This window comes from Polaromonas sp. 39-63-25 (assembly GCF_002278925.1).
In the GTDB taxonomy this organism is placed as follows: domain Bacteria; phylum Pseudomonadota; class Gammaproteobacteria; order Burkholderiales; family Burkholderiaceae_C; genus Polaromonas.
Genome location: NZ_NCJH01000011.1, coordinates 154,133 through 168,802 on the forward strand (window position 1 = coordinate 154,133; position 14,670 = coordinate 168,802).

Below are 14,670 nucleotides of genomic sequence, written 5' to 3' on the forward strand. Positions count from 1 at the left end.
ATGTCTGTCAGCGCTCAAACCATGGCCGAGCCTGCGGCCGCCGCGGCCCTCGCGCCGGCGCTGCCGGTCACGGCACAAAATTCACCAGCCGGCTGGCGCGGTGCCACGGCGCTGGCGCTGGTGGTGCCTGTCCTGCTGCTGCTGCTGTGGTGGGCATGGGTCAAATGGTCCGGCACGATGCTGATTCCCTTGCCACAAGCCGTGGCGGTGATGATGTGGGATTTCACGTTCGGCGGCGTGTATGACGATGCCTTCAGCGCCACGCTGCTGAAGCATTTGTCGGCATCGACCGGGCGCGTGTTTTTCGGCTTCGGCCTTGCCGCTTTGGCAGGAATACCGTTGGGCCTGATGCTGGGGCGTTCGCAGCTCCTGCGCATGATGCTGGACCCCATGCTGTCGCTGCTGCGGCCGATACCGGTCACCGCCTGGCTTCCGCTGGCGATGATTTTCTTCGGCCTGGGCGCCAATTCCGCGATTTTCCTGGTGTTTCTCGGTGCTTTCTACCCGATCATGCTCAACACCGTTTTCGGTGTGCGATCAGTCGATCCCCGGCTGTTCGAAGCGGCAGCCATGCTGGGCTGCACCGGCACGGCCCAGTTCCGGTCGGTGACCTTGCGCGGGGCGTTGCCCAGCATCTTCAATGGCCTGCGGCTTGGGTTGTCCTTTGCGTGGATCCTGATCGTGGTTGGAGAAATGACGGGTGTGCAGCTGGGTCTGGGTGCCGTGATCATGGATGCGCGAACCCTGTCCCGCACCGACCTCGTCATCACCGGCATGATTTTTATCGGCATCGCCGGATTTTTATGTGATCGCGTGATTGTCCTCATCAACAACCGCCTGATGCGCTGGAGCCCCCAACACCATGCTTGACGAATCCCTTCCATCGGCTGACCGTTTCAAGGTGCCTGCCCTGCAAGTCAGCGGTGTCGACAAGACCTACAAAGCCTCCAACGGATCGGTCGAGGCGTTGCGAGGCATCAACCTCACGGTTGCGCAGGGCGAGTTCGTTTGCCTGCTGGGCGCATCCGGTTGCGGCAAGTCCAGCCTGCTGCGCATTCTGGCCGGGTTCGAACAAAGCACCGCGGGCCACATCGAAACCTACGGCCTGCCCGTCACAGGGCCGGGCCCGGATCGCGGCATGGTGTTTCAGGACTACGGCCTGTTCCCCTGGCTTACCGTGCGTGACAACATCGGGTTCGGCCCTCAACATGCCGGCCGCAGCCGGCGGGAAACGGCAGCGATCGCCGACAGGTTCGCCGAGATGGTCGGCCTGAGCGGCTTCGTCAACCGCTTTCCAGGTCAGCTCTCCGGCGGCATGAAGCAGCGTGTTGCCATTGCCCGCGTCCTCGCCAACAACGGACGCATCCTCCTGATGGATGAGCCGTTTGGCGCGCTCGATGCATTGACCCGCGCCAAACTGCAGGAAGAATTGCTGACGATCTGGCGTGAAACCCGGTTGACCGTCGTTTTTGTCACCCATTCGGTGGAAGAGGCCATTTTTCTGGCCGATCGCGTGGTGGTCATGAGCGCCGGCCCGGGCCGCATTGCCAGCGATATCCGTATCGATCTGCCACGCCCCCGCGATGTCTCGTCGGTTGAATTCAATGCCTTGCGGCGCGAAATAACGAATGGTTTGTCCAGCCATCTGGCGCCGCAACGACAGGATGCGGCGATGGTGAACGCATGAGCGGCATACCGGAGGTCAGCACTGTCGGACCCAGTGGGGCGGTGTATCGCGGCATGAACCGCGAGGCCCTGACCGAAGCCTACAACAACAGCGGGGCCGTGGTCGACAGTCCACAATGGCTCGAACGGTGGCGCCAGCGCAGCGAGGCGCTGCGCATCAGCCACGGAACCCGGCTCAATATGGCTTACGGCAGTGGAGACAGGCAAAAAATCGACTACTTCGCCTGCGGCGTGCCGAATGCGCCACTGTTTGTTTTTCTCCACGGCGGCTATTGGCAACGCAACAGCCGCGACATGTTCTCGTTTGTCGCCGAAGGCCCGATGGCAAACGGGTTTGACGTGGCCATCGTGGGTTACACCCTGGCACCGGAGGCCAGCCTTCAGCAAATTCTTGATGAATGCGCCTGGGCCATCGATTTCCTGCTTGATCGCGCCCAGACCCTGAAGCTGGATTTCAACCCCGCCCAGCTGATTGTCGGTGGCTGGTCGGCCGGTGGCCATCTTGCTGCCGCGCTGTTGGCTGGTGAACATCGCTTGAAAGGCGCGCTGGCCATCAGCGGCATTTTCGACCTCGAGCCGATTTCCCTGTGCGCCCTGAACGACAAGCTCGGCCTGAGCAAGGACGATGCGATGCGCCTGAGCCCGCTGCACAGGATCGAGGCGTCACAGCCTGCGTTGTGTCTTGTGTTCGGCGCTGACGAACTGCCGGAACTGAAACGTCAGTCCACGGACTATGCGCAAGCCGCGCTCGGGGCCGGCGCCCAACTCAAGCTTGAATCGATCACGGGATGCAACCACTTTTCCATACTGGACGAGCTGTACCGCGCGGATGGTCGCCTGGTTCAGTGTCTGAAGGCCTTGACCGGGAATTGACCCGCGCTATGCGTGGCCAGGTGCCGGGTTGTCGGCGAGTTTTGAAATGGACTGCCAGTGGCGCGCCTCCACCGGCGTGATGGACAGGCGGTTGCCTTTTTTGAGCACCAGCAGCTCGGCCAGCTCGGGCCGGTCGCGCAGCGCGGGCAGGGTGATGGTGGGGATCTTCTGGAGCACCTGCACGTCCACCAGCAGCCAGCGCGGTGCGTCGGGGCTGGACTTGGCGTCGTAGTACGGCGAGGCCGGGTCGAACTGCGTCGGGTCGGGGTAGGCGGTGGAGGCCACACGCGCGATGCCGACGATGCCCGGCTCAGCGCAGCTGGAGTGGTAGAACAACACACCGTCGCCGACCCGCATGGTGTCGCGCATGAAGTTGCGCGCCTGGTAGTTGCGCACGCCCACCCAGGGCACCGTGGCTTTCGGGGCCGCCAGTACGTCGTCGACCGAGCATTCCCCGGGTTCGGATTTCATCAGCCAGTAGTTCATGGATTCAGGCGTTCAATGGGTTCTAAAGACCGGCTTTGGCAATCTGCAGCAGCGCCGGAACCAGCAGCCCGACCCCCGTCAGCAGCAGCAGCGCACTGACCAGTTTGAGCACCGTGGGCCGCGACCAGCCGGGCGGGTGCCGCTCCAGCCACCAGCTTAGCGCGAACACCAGCGGCGCGGCAAGCAGGCACAGCTTGAGCGCGTTGGCGCTGAACTGCCCGGTGCCCAGCACCATGGTCAGCCGCATCAGCGAACTGGCCGCCAGCGTTGCCACCAGAGTGTCGCGCACCGTCCGCAGCGGCATCGGCTGGCGGTACAGGTGGTAGACCAGCGGCGGCCCGCCGGTCGAAAAAAGACCGGTCAGCAGGCCCGAGACCACGCCCCAGGTGCGAAACGAGGCGGCGGACGAGCGTTCACGCAGGGCCGCGGCCTGCAGCAGCACCACGATGGCGCAGGCCACCACCGTCAGGCCCAGCAGCACACGCAAAACCAGCGTGACGTTGCTGCTGAGCCAGCCGACCAGCAGCACACCCGCCAGAATACCCATGGCGCTGCCCAGCGTGGTGTCGCGGAAGGCGGGCACATCGAGCGTGCGGCCCGAGCGACGCAGGGCGACCAGAGCGTTGGCCAGTGCCAGCACGGTGGCCACGTTGGCCAGGTCCGCCAGCGGGGCGAGCTCCAGCAGGCCGGCCAGGCCCAGCAGGATCAGCGCGAACGCAAAACCGCTGAGGTTCTGGGCGCAGGTCGCCAGGGCCACACACAGCAGGAAAAGCGCGATCTGCCACGCCGTCATTGCCCCGCACGCTGCGGGTTCTTCGCCCGCCAGTCTGGAAATTGCATACACATGCGGGCAGGATAACCTGCCGGCAGCGCACGGTCGGGGCGACGGGGCAGCAAGAACGGGCAGGCGACGTCGGCGCCAGCACATTTGCCGAAGTCTTTCTAGAATGCGCCATCCGTTGTCCCCGAGCGGGCCCTGTCCCGGGCCTGGCCAGGGGCACAGTTCTCATCAAAATTTCACCCATGACAGACAACTCCCACCCCTCCCTGATCCCTTCCCAGAACCCTCTCAAGGTCGCCGTCATGGGCGCAGGCGCCGTCGGCTGCTATTACGGCGGTATGCTGGCGCGTGCCGGCCACGACGTGGTGCTGATCGCCCGGGCGCAACACGTGGAAGCCATCACACGCGACGGCCTGCACATGGAAACCCGGACCTTCGACGAGCACGTGCGCCTGGCCGCCAGCAGCGAGCCCGGCGCGGTGCAGGGCGCCCGGTTGGCGCTGTTCTGCGTCAAGTCCACCGACACCGAAGCCGCAGGCGCGCTGATACGGCCGCATCTGGCGCCCGATGCCCTGGTGCTCTGCCTGCAAAACGGCGTGGACAACGCCGACCGGCTGCGCACCGTGCTGCCGCAACACACGGTGGCCGCCGCCGTCGTTTACGTCGCCACTGAAATGGCCGGTCCCGGCCACGTCAAACACCACGGCCGTGGCGAGCTGGTGATCGAGCCGTCCCCGGCCAGCGCGGCCGTGGCGCAGGCGCTGATCGCCGCCGGCGTGCCGACCGAGATCTCCGACAACGTGCGCGGCGCCTTGTGGGCCAAGCTGATCCTCAACTGCGCCTACAACGCCGTCTCGGCCATCACCCAGCTGCCGTATGGCCAGACGGTGGCCGGTGAAGGTGTGCCCGACCTGATGCGCGACGTGGTGGCCGAATGCCTGGCCGTGGCGCAGGCCGAAGGCGTGCAGGTGGCGGGCGACGTGTATGCCGCGGTGGACAAGCTCGCCGCCAGCATGCCCGGCCAGTTTTCATCGACCGCGCAGGACCTGGCACGCGGCAAACCCACCGAAATCGACTACCTCAACGGACTGATCGTCAAGCGCGGCGCGGCGCTGGGCGTGGCAACGCCGGCGAACCGGGTGTTGTGGGCGCTGGTGAAGTTGATGGAGCGCAAACAGTCCTAGAAAGTGCGTGATTGTTGGGCGAGCGATTCGCCTACAAAGAGAGCCGACTCCCGGCCGTTCGCCATCGCACAGACCAGCGGGTGTCACCACCGTATGCTGAAAGCTGAGGCCGTCCAGCTGCCACCTCGGCAAGCTGGGAAGACAGGCTCATCACCTGGTTCTGTATTGCCTATGCCTTCACCCAAAACAAAGCCGCTCCGGGCTTCCTCCTCGCCAAGCGCACCTGCGAAGACGGTCGTGGCCAGTTCGAGCGAAATAAAACTCAATCGTCTGCTCGCCGCTTTACCCGACGCGCAGCTCAAGGCCTGGTTGCCGCATCTTGAACTGTTTGAGATGCCGCTGGGCGAGGTGCTTTATGAATCCGGCAAAGTCGAGCACTACGTCTATTTTCCGACCTCGTCCATCGTCTCGTTGCTCTACGTCATGAAAAATGGCGACTCGGCCGAAATTGCGGTGGTCGGCAACGAGGGTATCGTCGGCATCTCGCTCTTCATGGGCGGAAACACCACGCCCAGCCGTGCCGTGGTGCAAAGCGGCGGCAAGGGCTACCGCCTGAAAGCAAAGTTCATGAAGGACGAGTTTGACAAGGCTGGGCCGGTGACGAACCTGCTGTTGCGTTATACCCAGGCGCTGATCACGCAGATGTCGCAAACGGCCGTCTGCAACCGCCATCACTCCCTGGACGAACAGCTGTGCCGGTGGCTGCTGCTGAGCCTGGACCGCCTGCCGGGCAACGAACTGGTGATGACCCAGGAGTTGATTGCCAACATGCTGGGCGTGCGCCGGGTCGGCGTCACGGAAGCGGCGCTCAAGGTGCAGGAGGCCGGGCTGATCAGCTACGCCCGCGGCCGCATCAAGGTATTGGACCGAAAGGGGCTGGAGCAGCGTTCCTGCGAGTGTTACCAGGTCGTCAAGGACGAATATGACCGCTTGCTGCCGATGGAGATGGCCAGCTAGGCGCAAGCGCCTCGCGGCCATCCGGTTCACCGGACCCGTTCGCCCTGAGCGGCTTGTCCTGTGGGGCCGTCAAGGGCTTTCCGCCCATCCAGACGGCGTGACGTCCTACATATTTCTTCATTTTTTTCGGCTAAGTCCGGTACCGGACCGACCGTCGTCTTTGAAACTTCTATAAACGACCCAAGGCAATGGCGTACCGAGCCTCGGTCGCATTAGCGCCTTACCGTCGCTGCAGCGTTATGCAGCAAATTCCGCAGGTTCCCGCATGAAGCGAACAGCCTCCTTGCCCACCAGACAGATGCGAAATCTTGCGCACAAAGCCCTCAAGGCGCTTGGTTTCGTCAACCTCGATCTCCTGTTCAAGGCGCCTCCTTCGCCCGTCACAACCGCTCCGCCGACGGAATTGCAGGCGCAGGACAACACCGGTTTGCCAGGGGAAACCCATCCCGCTGGACAGGGGGCGGCATGCCGTCTGCAGATTCCGTTCGAGGACTGGGACATCCTGTTCCAATCGGTCCAGTCGCGGCTCGGAAAAACCGTGGACGCGCACCTCGCGTCAGCCCCGTCGCCGCATTCCGACGATGCCGCCGCCCATCTTCAGGTGGTGGTCCTCGATTGCGTGGCTGCCCTGGAGAAACTGCGCACGGCATTGACGCCGGAGCGCGCGTAGCGCCGGCAGACCGGGGGCGTCGCGGTCTGGCGGATATTGGTGGCGCGCAAGCATGGCCAAGTTCCTCTCATCCAAGGAGAGGTGTCGGCCCCCTCAACAAGCAAAGCATGACGCAAAAAGGCAGCCTCGATGCGCTGGAAAAGATCGTGCTCGCCCCCGAACGGCCGGTGCTGCGTAGCGCCGACGACCGCCAGCGCATTGCTTGCCACGAGAGCGGGCACGCCATTCCAGGCCTGGTCGTACCCGGACGCTGACCCCGGTGCAGCGCGTCAGGATCGTGCTGTGTGGCCCGATGCCGCTGCCGGTCCCGCCACAGTGCAGCCTATCGAAAACGACAGTGCTCAGTCCAGGTACTTGCCGCCATTGACCGACAGCGTGATGCCTGTGATGAAACCGGCGTCGTCGGCGGCGAGGAAAACGACGGCGCGGGCGATCTCTGCCGGTGTGGCCAGGCGGCCGACCGGCACGGTTTTCAGGATCTGCTCCATCACCTCGGGGCGCACTGCGCTGACCATGGCGGTGTCGGTGTAGCCCGGTGCGATGACATTGGCCGTGATGTTGCGGGAAGCGCCTTCGAGCGCCAGCGACTTCGTGAAGCCGATCAGCCCGGCCTTGCTCGCGGCATAGTTGGTCTGGCCTGCCTGGCCCGAGAGTCCATTGACCGAACTCATGTTGATCACCCGGCCAAAACGGCGTTCGCGCATGCCCTCGATCACCGCGCGGCACATGTTGAAGCAACTGCCCAGGTTGACGTCGATCACCTCGCGCCATTGCTGAGCGCTCATCTTGTGCAGCATCGCGTCGCGCGTGATGCCGGCGTTGTTGACGAGAACTTCTATGGGCCCCAAGGCGGCCTCGACTTCCGCAACACCCGCCACGCAGGCGTCAGCGTCGGCCACGTTCCAGGCAAAAGCCGCGATGCCGGTGCGGGCCGTGAAGGCCGCAGCTGCAGCCTGGTTGCTGCCGTAATTGACGGCCACGCGGTAGCCCGCAGCGAGCAGGGCTTGCGCTGTGGCGGCCCCAATGCCGGCAGTGCCGCCGGTGATCAGTGCGACCCGCATGTCAGGCCTTTCCGGCAAGGTGTTTCAGAGCCGCTACGTTGCCCGAGGCGGGGCGTTTGTTCATTGTGGGTTTGCTGGTGGCCATGGTTTTCTCTGCGTCGTTGATGGGCTGTACACAGGGCTCGCACCCTTCCGTGCCACTGTAGGAAAGGCCGGGCTGGCCGGCGTTGAGATGGATCAAGTCAAGAGGCCGGCGCGGCCGCTTTTTGTGCCGTCGAAGCAGGGCCGTCCGGGCCAGCTCGGCAGCCCGCCGGTACCCTTGCGCTGCATCAAGACGAGTGTGGCTGCGGGGTGCGATGTTGCTTTCCATCAACCCTTCCTGGAGTGACCGTCATGAACTTCAAACGCATCCTGATCCTCATCACGCTGGCCGTAGCGAGTGCAGCAGGTTTTGCCGCCAGCGACAGCGCGCTGGAACGGGCCAACGTAACGGCCAGAAAAGCCGCCCAGGACGCCGCCGAGGCCGGCCGCAAGGCCGCCTCCAGTGCCAAGGCTGCATTGGAAAAGGCCGAAACAGCGCTGGGCAACGCCACGAAGCGCGCCGCAGAAGCTACACATCGCGCGGCCCGGAAAGCCGAAGTCGCCGCCCGCAAGGCGGAAGAGCTGGCCACTGTCGCGGTGGATAAGGCAAGTGCTGAGGGCAAGGAACTGGCCCGCAACGCCGAAAGCAAGGCCAAGACGGCGACCGAGGCCACACGCGAAGCCGTGCAGAAAGCGGAAGAGGGCGCCCGTCAGGTCGGCCGCGCCAGCAAGGAAGATGCCCTCAAGGCCGTCCAGGCGGCCCGCGACGCCCTGCACAAAGCCGATGAAGCCAGCCGCGACGCGGCACGAGCGACCAAAGAGGCCGCAGACAAGGCTGTGGAAGCCGCCCGTAAAAAGGCTGGCAAGGAAGCTGCGCCATCGAAGTAATCAGGGTATCAAGCGGCATGCGCCTTTGGCCGCTGATTTTCAGAACCTGTCCGAGCCGCGCCTACAGTCCACACTTCACAAATTTTGGACGAGTTTGGGCCTAGACTGACTTTTTCGCTTAAGTCAGCCCGATCGCGCGAGAGTCGGAATCAGGGCAGGCTGTGCGTTGCTTAGAGGGATTTGATGAAGTTAACCAGCATTTCGATGAGACCGTACAGATCCATCGCGATGAAGATCCACTCCAGCAGCTCACGCAATATACGCATGGTGCAGCTCAGGTAGATGCCCGGAGTAAGGGCGAAAAAAAACCTCGACGAAAATTCATCGAGGTCTCGGAAACAAAAAAGCCCGCTAGTTGCGGGCTTACTTTTGCGTGGGCAGCGCTACGCCCACAGAAGTAATGTAGCTGTAAATCATCGTACCCACAAGGAATTGTTTGAAGGACAGACGACGTTTCCCAATGCTGGCACGCTGCGAAACCGTCACCTGGCGCAAATAGCGCCCAGATCCGTCATCTGCACTTGGGATAAGGGAGACTGTTGCCAGGCATGGTGGTCACGCCACAAATCGGGACCTTGGCCTCGTGCCCGTCCGCCGCCTCGTCAACACCGCCGTCGAACTACCGGCCGGTCCGCTGCATGGTCAGCCGGAGTCGCATCGTCGGCAGAGCGGGCGGGTGACTGCCCGGATCTCCGACCCTGGTTTATGGGGTGCGGCTGACAACCGTTTACTTAAGCAAAGTTGTAAACAAATCGAGGCTTCGGTCAGGCTCTCGCCATGGGCAAATTTCAACGCCTTTTTTACTTCTACGTTCCAAGTTGCAACCAAAGTTGACAACACTTGACTTGCATAACCGAAGTTGTATCTTTGTAGCGCACTTAATTCATTACCATGGGCAAGCGCCGTCGGATTGGGGCGAGAGAACGCCTAACGTCAATAGCTCGCACTGAGTTAGATACTGATGCGTGGCCAGATTTTGATGTTGGTGCCCTAACTGAGAAGAGAAGGGAACTCTTTCTCCGACGTAAGCAGGGCATCCTGCTTTACTTGCAGGGAGCCAGCGAAGATGACATCAAGGCCGAGACAGGTTTTGGGCGCGGCTCTATTCACAGGCTCATCACCGAAAGATGCCTGGTGACCCACGAAGATGGACGGCTTTATGGTTGGAGAGGCATCAACCCCCATCAACGTATCAAGGCGTATATCCGCCGCAAACCGCTTGAGCCCGATCCGTGGGGAATGGGCACTGTAGGTGCTTTACAGCTGCTTTTTTCAACCGAAAAGGGCAGCAAATTGAAGGACCGCTTCATAAACCAGATTCTCAAGAAAAACCGGCGCCACTTTGAAAGCCACAGACAACCCAAGCAGGATTTGATTCTCTGGTTTTTGGAAGAGGCAAGAAAACTTACCCCTGACGCAGGCAGCAAGTGGCCGTTCACCGTTGCCAAGCAAGGCCAGGTCACCATAGGCGCATTCATCAACAAAGTGCTGGCTGAGAATCCACAGGAAGCTCGAGCCATCCTGGGCGGGCCCGAAGTAGTCAAAAAAGCCAAGGCCGGAGATGGCACGAAACGGCCCCATTTACCCCTATACCGGCGGGTCGAATGCGATGGCCACAAACTCGACGTCCGCTGCACAGTTCTCGTTCCAAGTCATGACGGCAGGTTGGAGCCTGTTTTGGTGCATAGGCTTTGGGTTATTGTCATCATCGAAGTGCGCAGCCGCTGCGTCCTGGGTTATTTCCTCTCCTTAAGGCGGGAACCCTCCGCTGATGACGTGATCGGTGCGATCAAGTTCGCCCTGCAGCCCTGGAAGCCGAAGCCGCTGCAGTTTTCTTTAGATAAGGGGTACAGCAGCGGCGCTGGATTTCCTGGCGGCTTTGACCCGAAGTTGGTGGGCGCCTGTTGGGATGAGTTCAGTGTAGACGGCGCGCTTGCCAATGTATGCCAGCGCGTGAGGCACATCCTGAAGGATGTTGTGGATGCCAATCTGGTGTGTCCTCAAGATTCTGACTCATACAGCAGCCGGCGAAGCCTTGATGACCGGCCTTTCATCGAAACTTTTTTCAGGCAAATAGCTTCGATACTGAAAAAACTTTCGATGAGCACCGGATCCAAGCCGAGCGAAAGGCGTGGCCGTGACCCAGAGGAGGAGGCCATTAAGAGCGGGTTTCAACTGGAATATTTGCACGAACTGCTGGAGGTCACCCTAGCAAACTACAACGCCACGCCCCATTCCAGTCTCGGCTATCGCAGTCCGCTTTCGCAATTGCTTTTCCTGGCCTCCAATTCGGAAAACTACATCCGCCTGGCGGATCCTGCTTTAGTCCGGCGCCTTCTTTGCCGCCGAAAACTCTGCCCAGTCTTGGCCAGTTCCAACGGTCTGACAGGTATCCATGTCAATTTTTTCAACGCAGAGTATTCGAGTGAATGGCTTCAGTCAAGACTGGAACTGGTTGGCAAATTGCTGTGGGTATCCGCTGAGGACGAGGACGATGTCCGGCTGGTTTCTGTCTCCACGGAAGATGGCGAAGACCTCGGCTTCATGAATGCGGCGCCCCCCTGGAATCACAGCCCACACAGTTTGTACGTGAGGTCTGCTATCCGCTCATTGTCCTATCGCAAGTTGATCCATCTCAGCCGAAACACCTGTCCCGTCATGCAACTTATCGACTATGCGGAAAACAGTCCCAACCGCAAGCTCGCCCCTCACCCGGCCTATCTGGAAGCGCGGCGGATCATGCAGGTGACCGCGGAACGCCTGGTTGGGGAATCCATGGTGGAGCGGGCACGGCGTGGTGCTCCGTCGGCAAGCAATGCGCCTGACTTTGATACTGCCCGACCGGCAAACTCCTCGGATGCTCCTGTGAATCAGGCCCCCCCCGTTCAGGCGCAAGAGCAGTTACCCCAACGGCGTAAGGCCGCCAACCGGAGTGCTTTATGATCCCGCCCTTGGTACCCAGCCAGGTTGACTCCAGGCACCCCGTGGTGCTCAAAGACTACGGCCTTTTTACGCCAGCGGCCGCGGAGATGGCAGACGTCGTATTCGCCTGGCTTTACAACAGAATCAAGGGCGCCATCATCTACGGCCCATCGCAGTTCGGAAAAACCCATGTGCTCACATACTGGCTGCGGAAACTTCTTTCCGAGCGAATGGGTGGTCCGGTTCCCTTGGTGATCTGGTCACACCAAGATGGAGGTTCGTCATCACCGGGGATGCTGCATGGCAAGCTCTTGGCGGCAACGGGACAGGGCCCAATCGGACAGCGGCGCGGCACTACGATCTCGAATCAACTGGTGGAGCGCTTTGTCCAGATTGCCTGTCTTTCGTCGGACCGTTATGTCGTCCTAGTTATCGACGAAGCCCAAAGCATGAGTGAGCGCGAGTGGCGCTGGCTTGTGCAACTACATGCGACCTTGGAGGGCGAGAAAGTGCAACTCTGTGTCATTTCGGTGGCCGCGTTCCAGTTCAACGACCGGCCGCGCACCCTTGCCTTAACTGGGAGTGCCCATGTGTCAGCGCGGTTTATGCTGCATGATTGGCCTTTCCGGGGAATTCGAACCCCCGAAGAACTTAAGTTTGTTCTACAGGGTTACGACGAGGACAGCGAATGGCCCGAAGGTTCGGGCATCAGCTATACGGCCGGTCTGGCACAACAAGCCTTTGCCGAGGGTTTCCGCGTCAAGAATTACACGCACGAACTATGGAGCGCTCTGAATACGCTCCTGCCGGCTAACTACAGTGGCCCCATCGAGTTTCCAATGCAGAGCATTACGATTGGAGCGCGGCAGGTACTGCTGAAGACCGCTGCTGCCGGATCGGCGTGGGAGCAATGCACGAGCTTTGACGCGTGGAAGCAGGCCGTGGCCGATACCGGCCATACGAGGCTCATGAGCCTCGTGTTTATTCCCGGGCGGTCATCAAAAAATGCTCAAACCTACCACTGAATCCTCTGAATTGTCGGATCTGACCTGGCATGCCGGATCTTTATTGCCCTACGCATCCCTATGGCACACCATGCACAGAGTGGTGCAGCTCAATGCTCGGACGCCTCGCTTGATAGACCCCTATGCTAAGCAACGCTCTCGTTATTCGGCAAGACAAAAGAGTTTGATCACCAACAACAGCGTGATTGATTTGGGGAAATTGGCCCACGCGATGGGGGAGCCAATTTCTAACTTCCGCCTTGCCACGTTGGAGGCTTTGGCCCCGTGGACCTATCACCTGTTTCATACCGCTACCGTGCGATTTTGCCGGCAATGCCTGGGACTTGGCTATCACAGCACGTTGATGTCCATGCGGGCCGTGGAGCGCTGCCCCATTCACGGTTGCGAGATCGACGATAAATGCCCATGCGGGCGCGCCATCAGCGCTTGCGTCAGATCAGAGCTCTTCCAAATCCCCGGTCAGTGTGATTGCGGAAAACTCGGCTTCTTCACCCGGGAAACCGCGCGGCGGCCCTTGCTTGAGCCCGGGGAGACAAAGGCGTTCGATGAACTGGCGCAGTGGCTGGAACAAACCTCTGATCGCGTCATCATGATGAGTGTGAAGGATAAATGGGAAACCTTTCAGGGAGAAGGAAGCCTGGAGTGCTCCGCGCAGCAGTGGAGCGATTTGACCAAGATTCGCTTGCCTTCCGCCTTTATGCCTCCTGCTGCCGTGCAGTCTCTGATAGCGGAGTTTGAGGCGAGGGGGGGGCCATTTCCTCGTTCTTCGGGAGAAGTTTTTCAGCGGATGAAAGAAATCATTTCCCTGCGCCATCAGTTTTTCAAATCGTTTGACCGGCATATACGCAGGCACGTCCTAAAGGGACAGTACTGGATCAATCGCATCTCGATGTCCAGCGACAGTGACGTGATTTTGAGTTTTTTGCAGCGGTATCCCGACGCCCGTTCCGCATTTACCTATCTGATATGGCTGGCCGCCGTATGGGGCAGCCACGACCTGCGGCAAGTACGTACCACGGTCGCGAGTAATGGTTACATGCGCGGAGCCAGTTTGCCGGGGCTGCCGCGCTATAACCACAAGAACGCCTTCGGCAACGCTGCCTGTGAATGGCTGGAGATGCACGCGGCTGGCCTCGCACTGTCCTCGATGTGGATGGAAGCCCACGAGCGGATGCTTGGCATGGTGGCGCAGCAGTCCGTATCGTGGGGCTGGGACACTTCCGTCATGGCCGGCAAGTACCGGTGGTGCGCCACCGTGGAGCAGGACGGATGTTGGAAGATCGGCAAACGCGCGAGGCCGTGTACTTACCTTCCTGTCAGGCACCGTGAAGACTCCGCCCGTGCTCCCAGCACCAGGCCGCAAGCGCCCCAAGCGAGGGAGTTTCTCGAAAAGCTTGCCCGGGTGGGCCTGATCAAAACCTGCCGCAATGAATGGAAAAGTGGCAAACTGCGCTTGCCGTCACCACACTCAGGATTGGCTCTGAAACTCCATCGCATGTTCGGCGTCAAGGACCGGCTGAGCTATGTGGTGTTTCCGCGGTATGGCAAGCTGTTTATTGCCCGGCTGGTCGAGCGTCCGATAGAAGCTCACGGCCTGACGTCTCGTAGCGCTGTCAATTCCCTGAGGGCCGCCGTGATCCAACATCAAGGAATGTACGGGAGTTCCAGTCCCGCTAACCCAGGCGCTACGAGCCGGGACACTGGCCTTCATTGAGGGTCCGTGGCGTTAGGGAAAGGCCACGCTCGCGCCTGTCCGACCTAGTTTACGGAAGGTGGGTAGAAGTGGTTGGGGAGAATACCGACCGTTACGGCCGTTTGGTGGGGAAGGTATTGGTGAATGGGAGCAACGTCAATTTAGCCCAGATTCAAGCAGTCATGGCTTGGCACTCTTGAGTTTCACGACGATGTGACCCTCCTTTTTCACAGCAGCTTGACCCTATCTCAACCCCGAAATGTGGATATCCAGCCTTGTGCAAGGGTGCCACTAATGGCTCCGCGCTCAACGGAAAAACGGATCAAACAAGAGCGGAAATCCACACAATGCAGTCCTACGGTCGGCAAGAGCCGACGACTGCTTCGCAGCGGAAGCAGTCGTTTGATTCTATGACGTCGAAAG

The 14,670-nt window shown here is 60.9% G+C and carries 16 protein-coding genes; 12 read left to right on the forward strand and 4 right to left on the reverse strand.

Annotated elements, in window-relative coordinates:
* Genes B7X65_RS14925 through B7X65_RS14935 form a run of 3 tightly spaced genes read left to right on the forward strand, consistent with a single transcriptional unit; the run spans position 1 to position 2,559 of the window.
* Entirely contained in the window at positions 1 to 870 is an 870-nt protein-coding gene (locus B7X65_RS14925; protein ID WP_293595081.1) for an ABC transporter permease, read from the forward strand.
* The gene (locus B7X65_RS14930; RefSeq protein WP_293595082.1) at positions 863 to 1,687 is read left to right on the forward strand and encodes an ABC transporter ATP-binding protein; all 825 of its coding nucleotides are present in this window, start codon (positions 863 to 865) and stop codon (positions 1,685 to 1,687) included. Before B7X65_RS14925 ends, B7X65_RS14930 begins: the two co-directional genes overlap by 8 nt.
* The gene (locus B7X65_RS14935; protein WP_293595083.1) at positions 1,684 to 2,559 is read left to right on the forward strand and encodes an alpha/beta hydrolase; all 876 of its coding nucleotides are present in this window, start codon (positions 1,684 to 1,686) and stop codon (positions 2,557 to 2,559) included. The genes B7X65_RS14930 and B7X65_RS14935 overlap by 4 nt, the downstream gene beginning before the upstream one ends.
* 6 nt (positions 2,560 to 2,565) lie before the next feature.
* Here the strand turns inward: B7X65_RS14935 and B7X65_RS14940 are convergent, their stop codons facing one another.
* Both B7X65_RS14940 and B7X65_RS14945 read right to left on the reverse strand, forming a co-directional pair.
* Positions 2,566 to 3,045 (reverse strand): EVE domain-containing protein, encoded by a 480-nt coding sequence (locus B7X65_RS14940; protein WP_293595084.1) that lies wholly within the window; start codon positions 3,043 to 3,045, stop codon positions 2,566 to 2,568.
* Positions 3,046 to 3,067: 22 nt separating this feature from the next.
* Positions 3,068 to 3,838 carry a TSUP family transporter gene (locus B7X65_RS14945; protein WP_293595085.1) on the reverse strand — a complete coding sequence of 257 codons (771 nt, stop codon included), beginning with the start codon at positions 3,836 to 3,838 and terminating at the stop codon, positions 3,068 to 3,070.
* A 230-nt stretch (positions 3,839 to 4,068) separates the two neighbouring features.
* Between B7X65_RS14945 and B7X65_RS14950 the strand changes: the two genes are divergently transcribed.
* The 4 genes from B7X65_RS14950 (at position 4,069) to B7X65_RS14965 (ending at position 6,891) form a co-directional block, all read left to right on the forward strand.
* Positions 4,069 to 5,010 (forward strand): 2-dehydropantoate 2-reductase, encoded by a 942-nt coding sequence (locus B7X65_RS14950; RefSeq protein WP_293595086.1) that lies wholly within the window; start codon positions 4,069 to 4,071, stop codon positions 5,008 to 5,010.
* A 237-nt stretch (positions 5,011 to 5,247) separates the two neighbouring features.
* Positions 5,248 to 5,967 (forward strand): Crp/Fnr family transcriptional regulator, encoded by a 720-nt coding sequence (locus B7X65_RS14955; RefSeq protein ID WP_293595087.1) that lies wholly within the window; start codon positions 5,248 to 5,250, stop codon positions 5,965 to 5,967.
* Between the two features lie 265 nt (positions 5,968 to 6,232).
* Positions 6,233 to 6,637, forward strand: coding sequence for a hypothetical protein (locus tag B7X65_RS14960; RefSeq protein ID WP_293595088.1), 405 nt, complete (start codon positions 6,233 to 6,235; stop codon positions 6,635 to 6,637).
* Between the two features lie 107 nt (positions 6,638 to 6,744).
* The gene (locus B7X65_RS14965) at positions 6,745 to 6,891 is read left to right on the forward strand and encodes a hypothetical protein (RefSeq protein ID WP_293595089.1); all 147 of its coding nucleotides are present in this window, start codon (positions 6,745 to 6,747) and stop codon (positions 6,889 to 6,891) included.
* Positions 6,892 to 6,978: 87 nt separating this feature from the next.
* On the opposite strand, the gene phbB is transcribed toward B7X65_RS14965, so the two are convergent.
* Positions 6,979 to 7,698: an acetoacetyl-CoA reductase gene (gene phbB, locus B7X65_RS14970; RefSeq protein WP_293595090.1), complete on the reverse strand. Its 720-nt coding sequence runs from the start codon at positions 7,696 to 7,698 to the stop codon at positions 6,979 to 6,981.
* A 1-nt stretch (position 7,699) separates the two neighbouring features.
* Positions 7,700 to 8,008 carry a hypothetical protein gene (locus B7X65_RS14975; RefSeq protein WP_293595091.1) on the reverse strand — a complete coding sequence of 103 codons (309 nt, stop codon included), beginning with the start codon at positions 8,006 to 8,008 and terminating at the stop codon, positions 7,700 to 7,702.
* A 23-nt stretch (positions 8,009 to 8,031) separates the two neighbouring features.
* Here B7X65_RS14975 and B7X65_RS14980 point away from each other — a divergent pair, with 23 nt between their 5' ends.
* The 5 genes from B7X65_RS14980 to B7X65_RS23915 all read left to right on the forward strand — a co-directional run bounded on the left by B7X65_RS14980 (position 8,032) and on the right by B7X65_RS23915 (position 14,447).
* Positions 8,032 to 8,607, forward strand: a complete 576-nt coding sequence (locus tag B7X65_RS14980; RefSeq protein ID WP_293595092.1) for a hypothetical protein — start codon at positions 8,032 to 8,034, stop codon at positions 8,605 to 8,607.
* Positions 8,608 to 9,498: 891 nt separating this feature from the next.
* A complete protein-coding gene (locus B7X65_RS14985; protein ID WP_293595093.1) occupies positions 9,499 to 11,550 on the forward strand; it encodes a hypothetical protein in 2,052 nt (683 codons plus the stop codon).
* Between the two features lie 41 nt (positions 11,551 to 11,591).
* Positions 11,592 to 12,554, forward strand: a complete 963-nt coding sequence (locus B7X65_RS14990; RefSeq protein WP_293595094.1) for an ATP-binding protein — start codon at positions 11,592 to 11,594, stop codon at positions 12,552 to 12,554.
* The gene (locus B7X65_RS14995) at positions 12,535 to 14,268 is read left to right on the forward strand and encodes a hypothetical protein (RefSeq protein ID WP_293595095.1); all 1,734 of its coding nucleotides are present in this window, start codon (positions 12,535 to 12,537) and stop codon (positions 14,266 to 14,268) included. Before B7X65_RS14990 ends, B7X65_RS14995 begins: the two co-directional genes overlap by 20 nt.
* Complete coding sequence (locus tag B7X65_RS23915; protein ID WP_363103740.1) at positions 14,265 to 14,447, forward strand: thermonuclease family protein; 183 nt, start codon at positions 14,265 to 14,267, stop codon at positions 14,445 to 14,447. Before B7X65_RS14995 ends, B7X65_RS23915 begins: the two co-directional genes overlap by 4 nt.
* Positions 14,448 to 14,670: the final 223 nt, after the last annotated feature.

Coding starts and splice junctions, on each gene's coding strand:
- B7X65_RS14925 (WP_293595081.1), top strand. CDS start 1: ATGTCTGTCAGCGCTCAAACCATGGCCGAGCCTGCGGCCGCCGCGGCC.
- B7X65_RS14930 (WP_293595082.1), top strand. CDS start 863: ATGCTTGACGAATCCCTTCCATCGGCTGACCGTTTCAAGGTGCCTGCC.
- B7X65_RS14935 (WP_293595083.1), top strand. CDS start 1,684: ATGAGCGGCATACCGGAGGTCAGCACTGTCGGACCCAGTGGGGCGGTG.
- B7X65_RS14940 (WP_293595084.1), bottom strand. CDS start 3,045: ATGAACTACTGGCTGATGAAATCCGAACCCGGGGAATGCTCGGTCGAC.
- B7X65_RS14945 (WP_293595085.1), bottom strand. CDS start 3,838: ATGACGGCGTGGCAGATCGCGCTTTTCCTGCTGTGTGTGGCCCTGGCG.
- B7X65_RS14950 (WP_293595086.1), top strand. CDS start 4,069: ATGACAGACAACTCCCACCCCTCCCTGATCCCTTCCCAGAACCCTCTC.
- B7X65_RS14960 (WP_293595088.1), top strand. CDS start 6,233: ATGAAGCGAACAGCCTCCTTGCCCACCAGACAGATGCGAAATCTTGCG.
- B7X65_RS14965 (WP_293595089.1), top strand. CDS start 6,745: ATGACGCAAAAAGGCAGCCTCGATGCGCTGGAAAAGATCGTGCTCGCC.
- phbB (WP_293595090.1), bottom strand. CDS start 7,698: ATGCGGGTCGCACTGATCACCGGCGGCACTGCCGGCATTGGGGCCGCC.
- B7X65_RS14975 (WP_293595091.1), bottom strand. CDS start 8,008: ATGGAAAGCAACATCGCACCCCGCAGCCACACTCGTCTTGATGCAGCG.
- B7X65_RS14980 (WP_293595092.1), top strand. CDS start 8,032: ATGAACTTCAAACGCATCCTGATCCTCATCACGCTGGCCGTAGCGAGT.
- B7X65_RS14985 (WP_293595093.1), top strand. CDS start 9,499: ATGGGCAAGCGCCGTCGGATTGGGGCGAGAGAACGCCTAACGTCAATA.
- B7X65_RS14995 (WP_293595095.1), top strand. CDS start 12,535: ATGCTCAAACCTACCACTGAATCCTCTGAATTGTCGGATCTGACCTGG.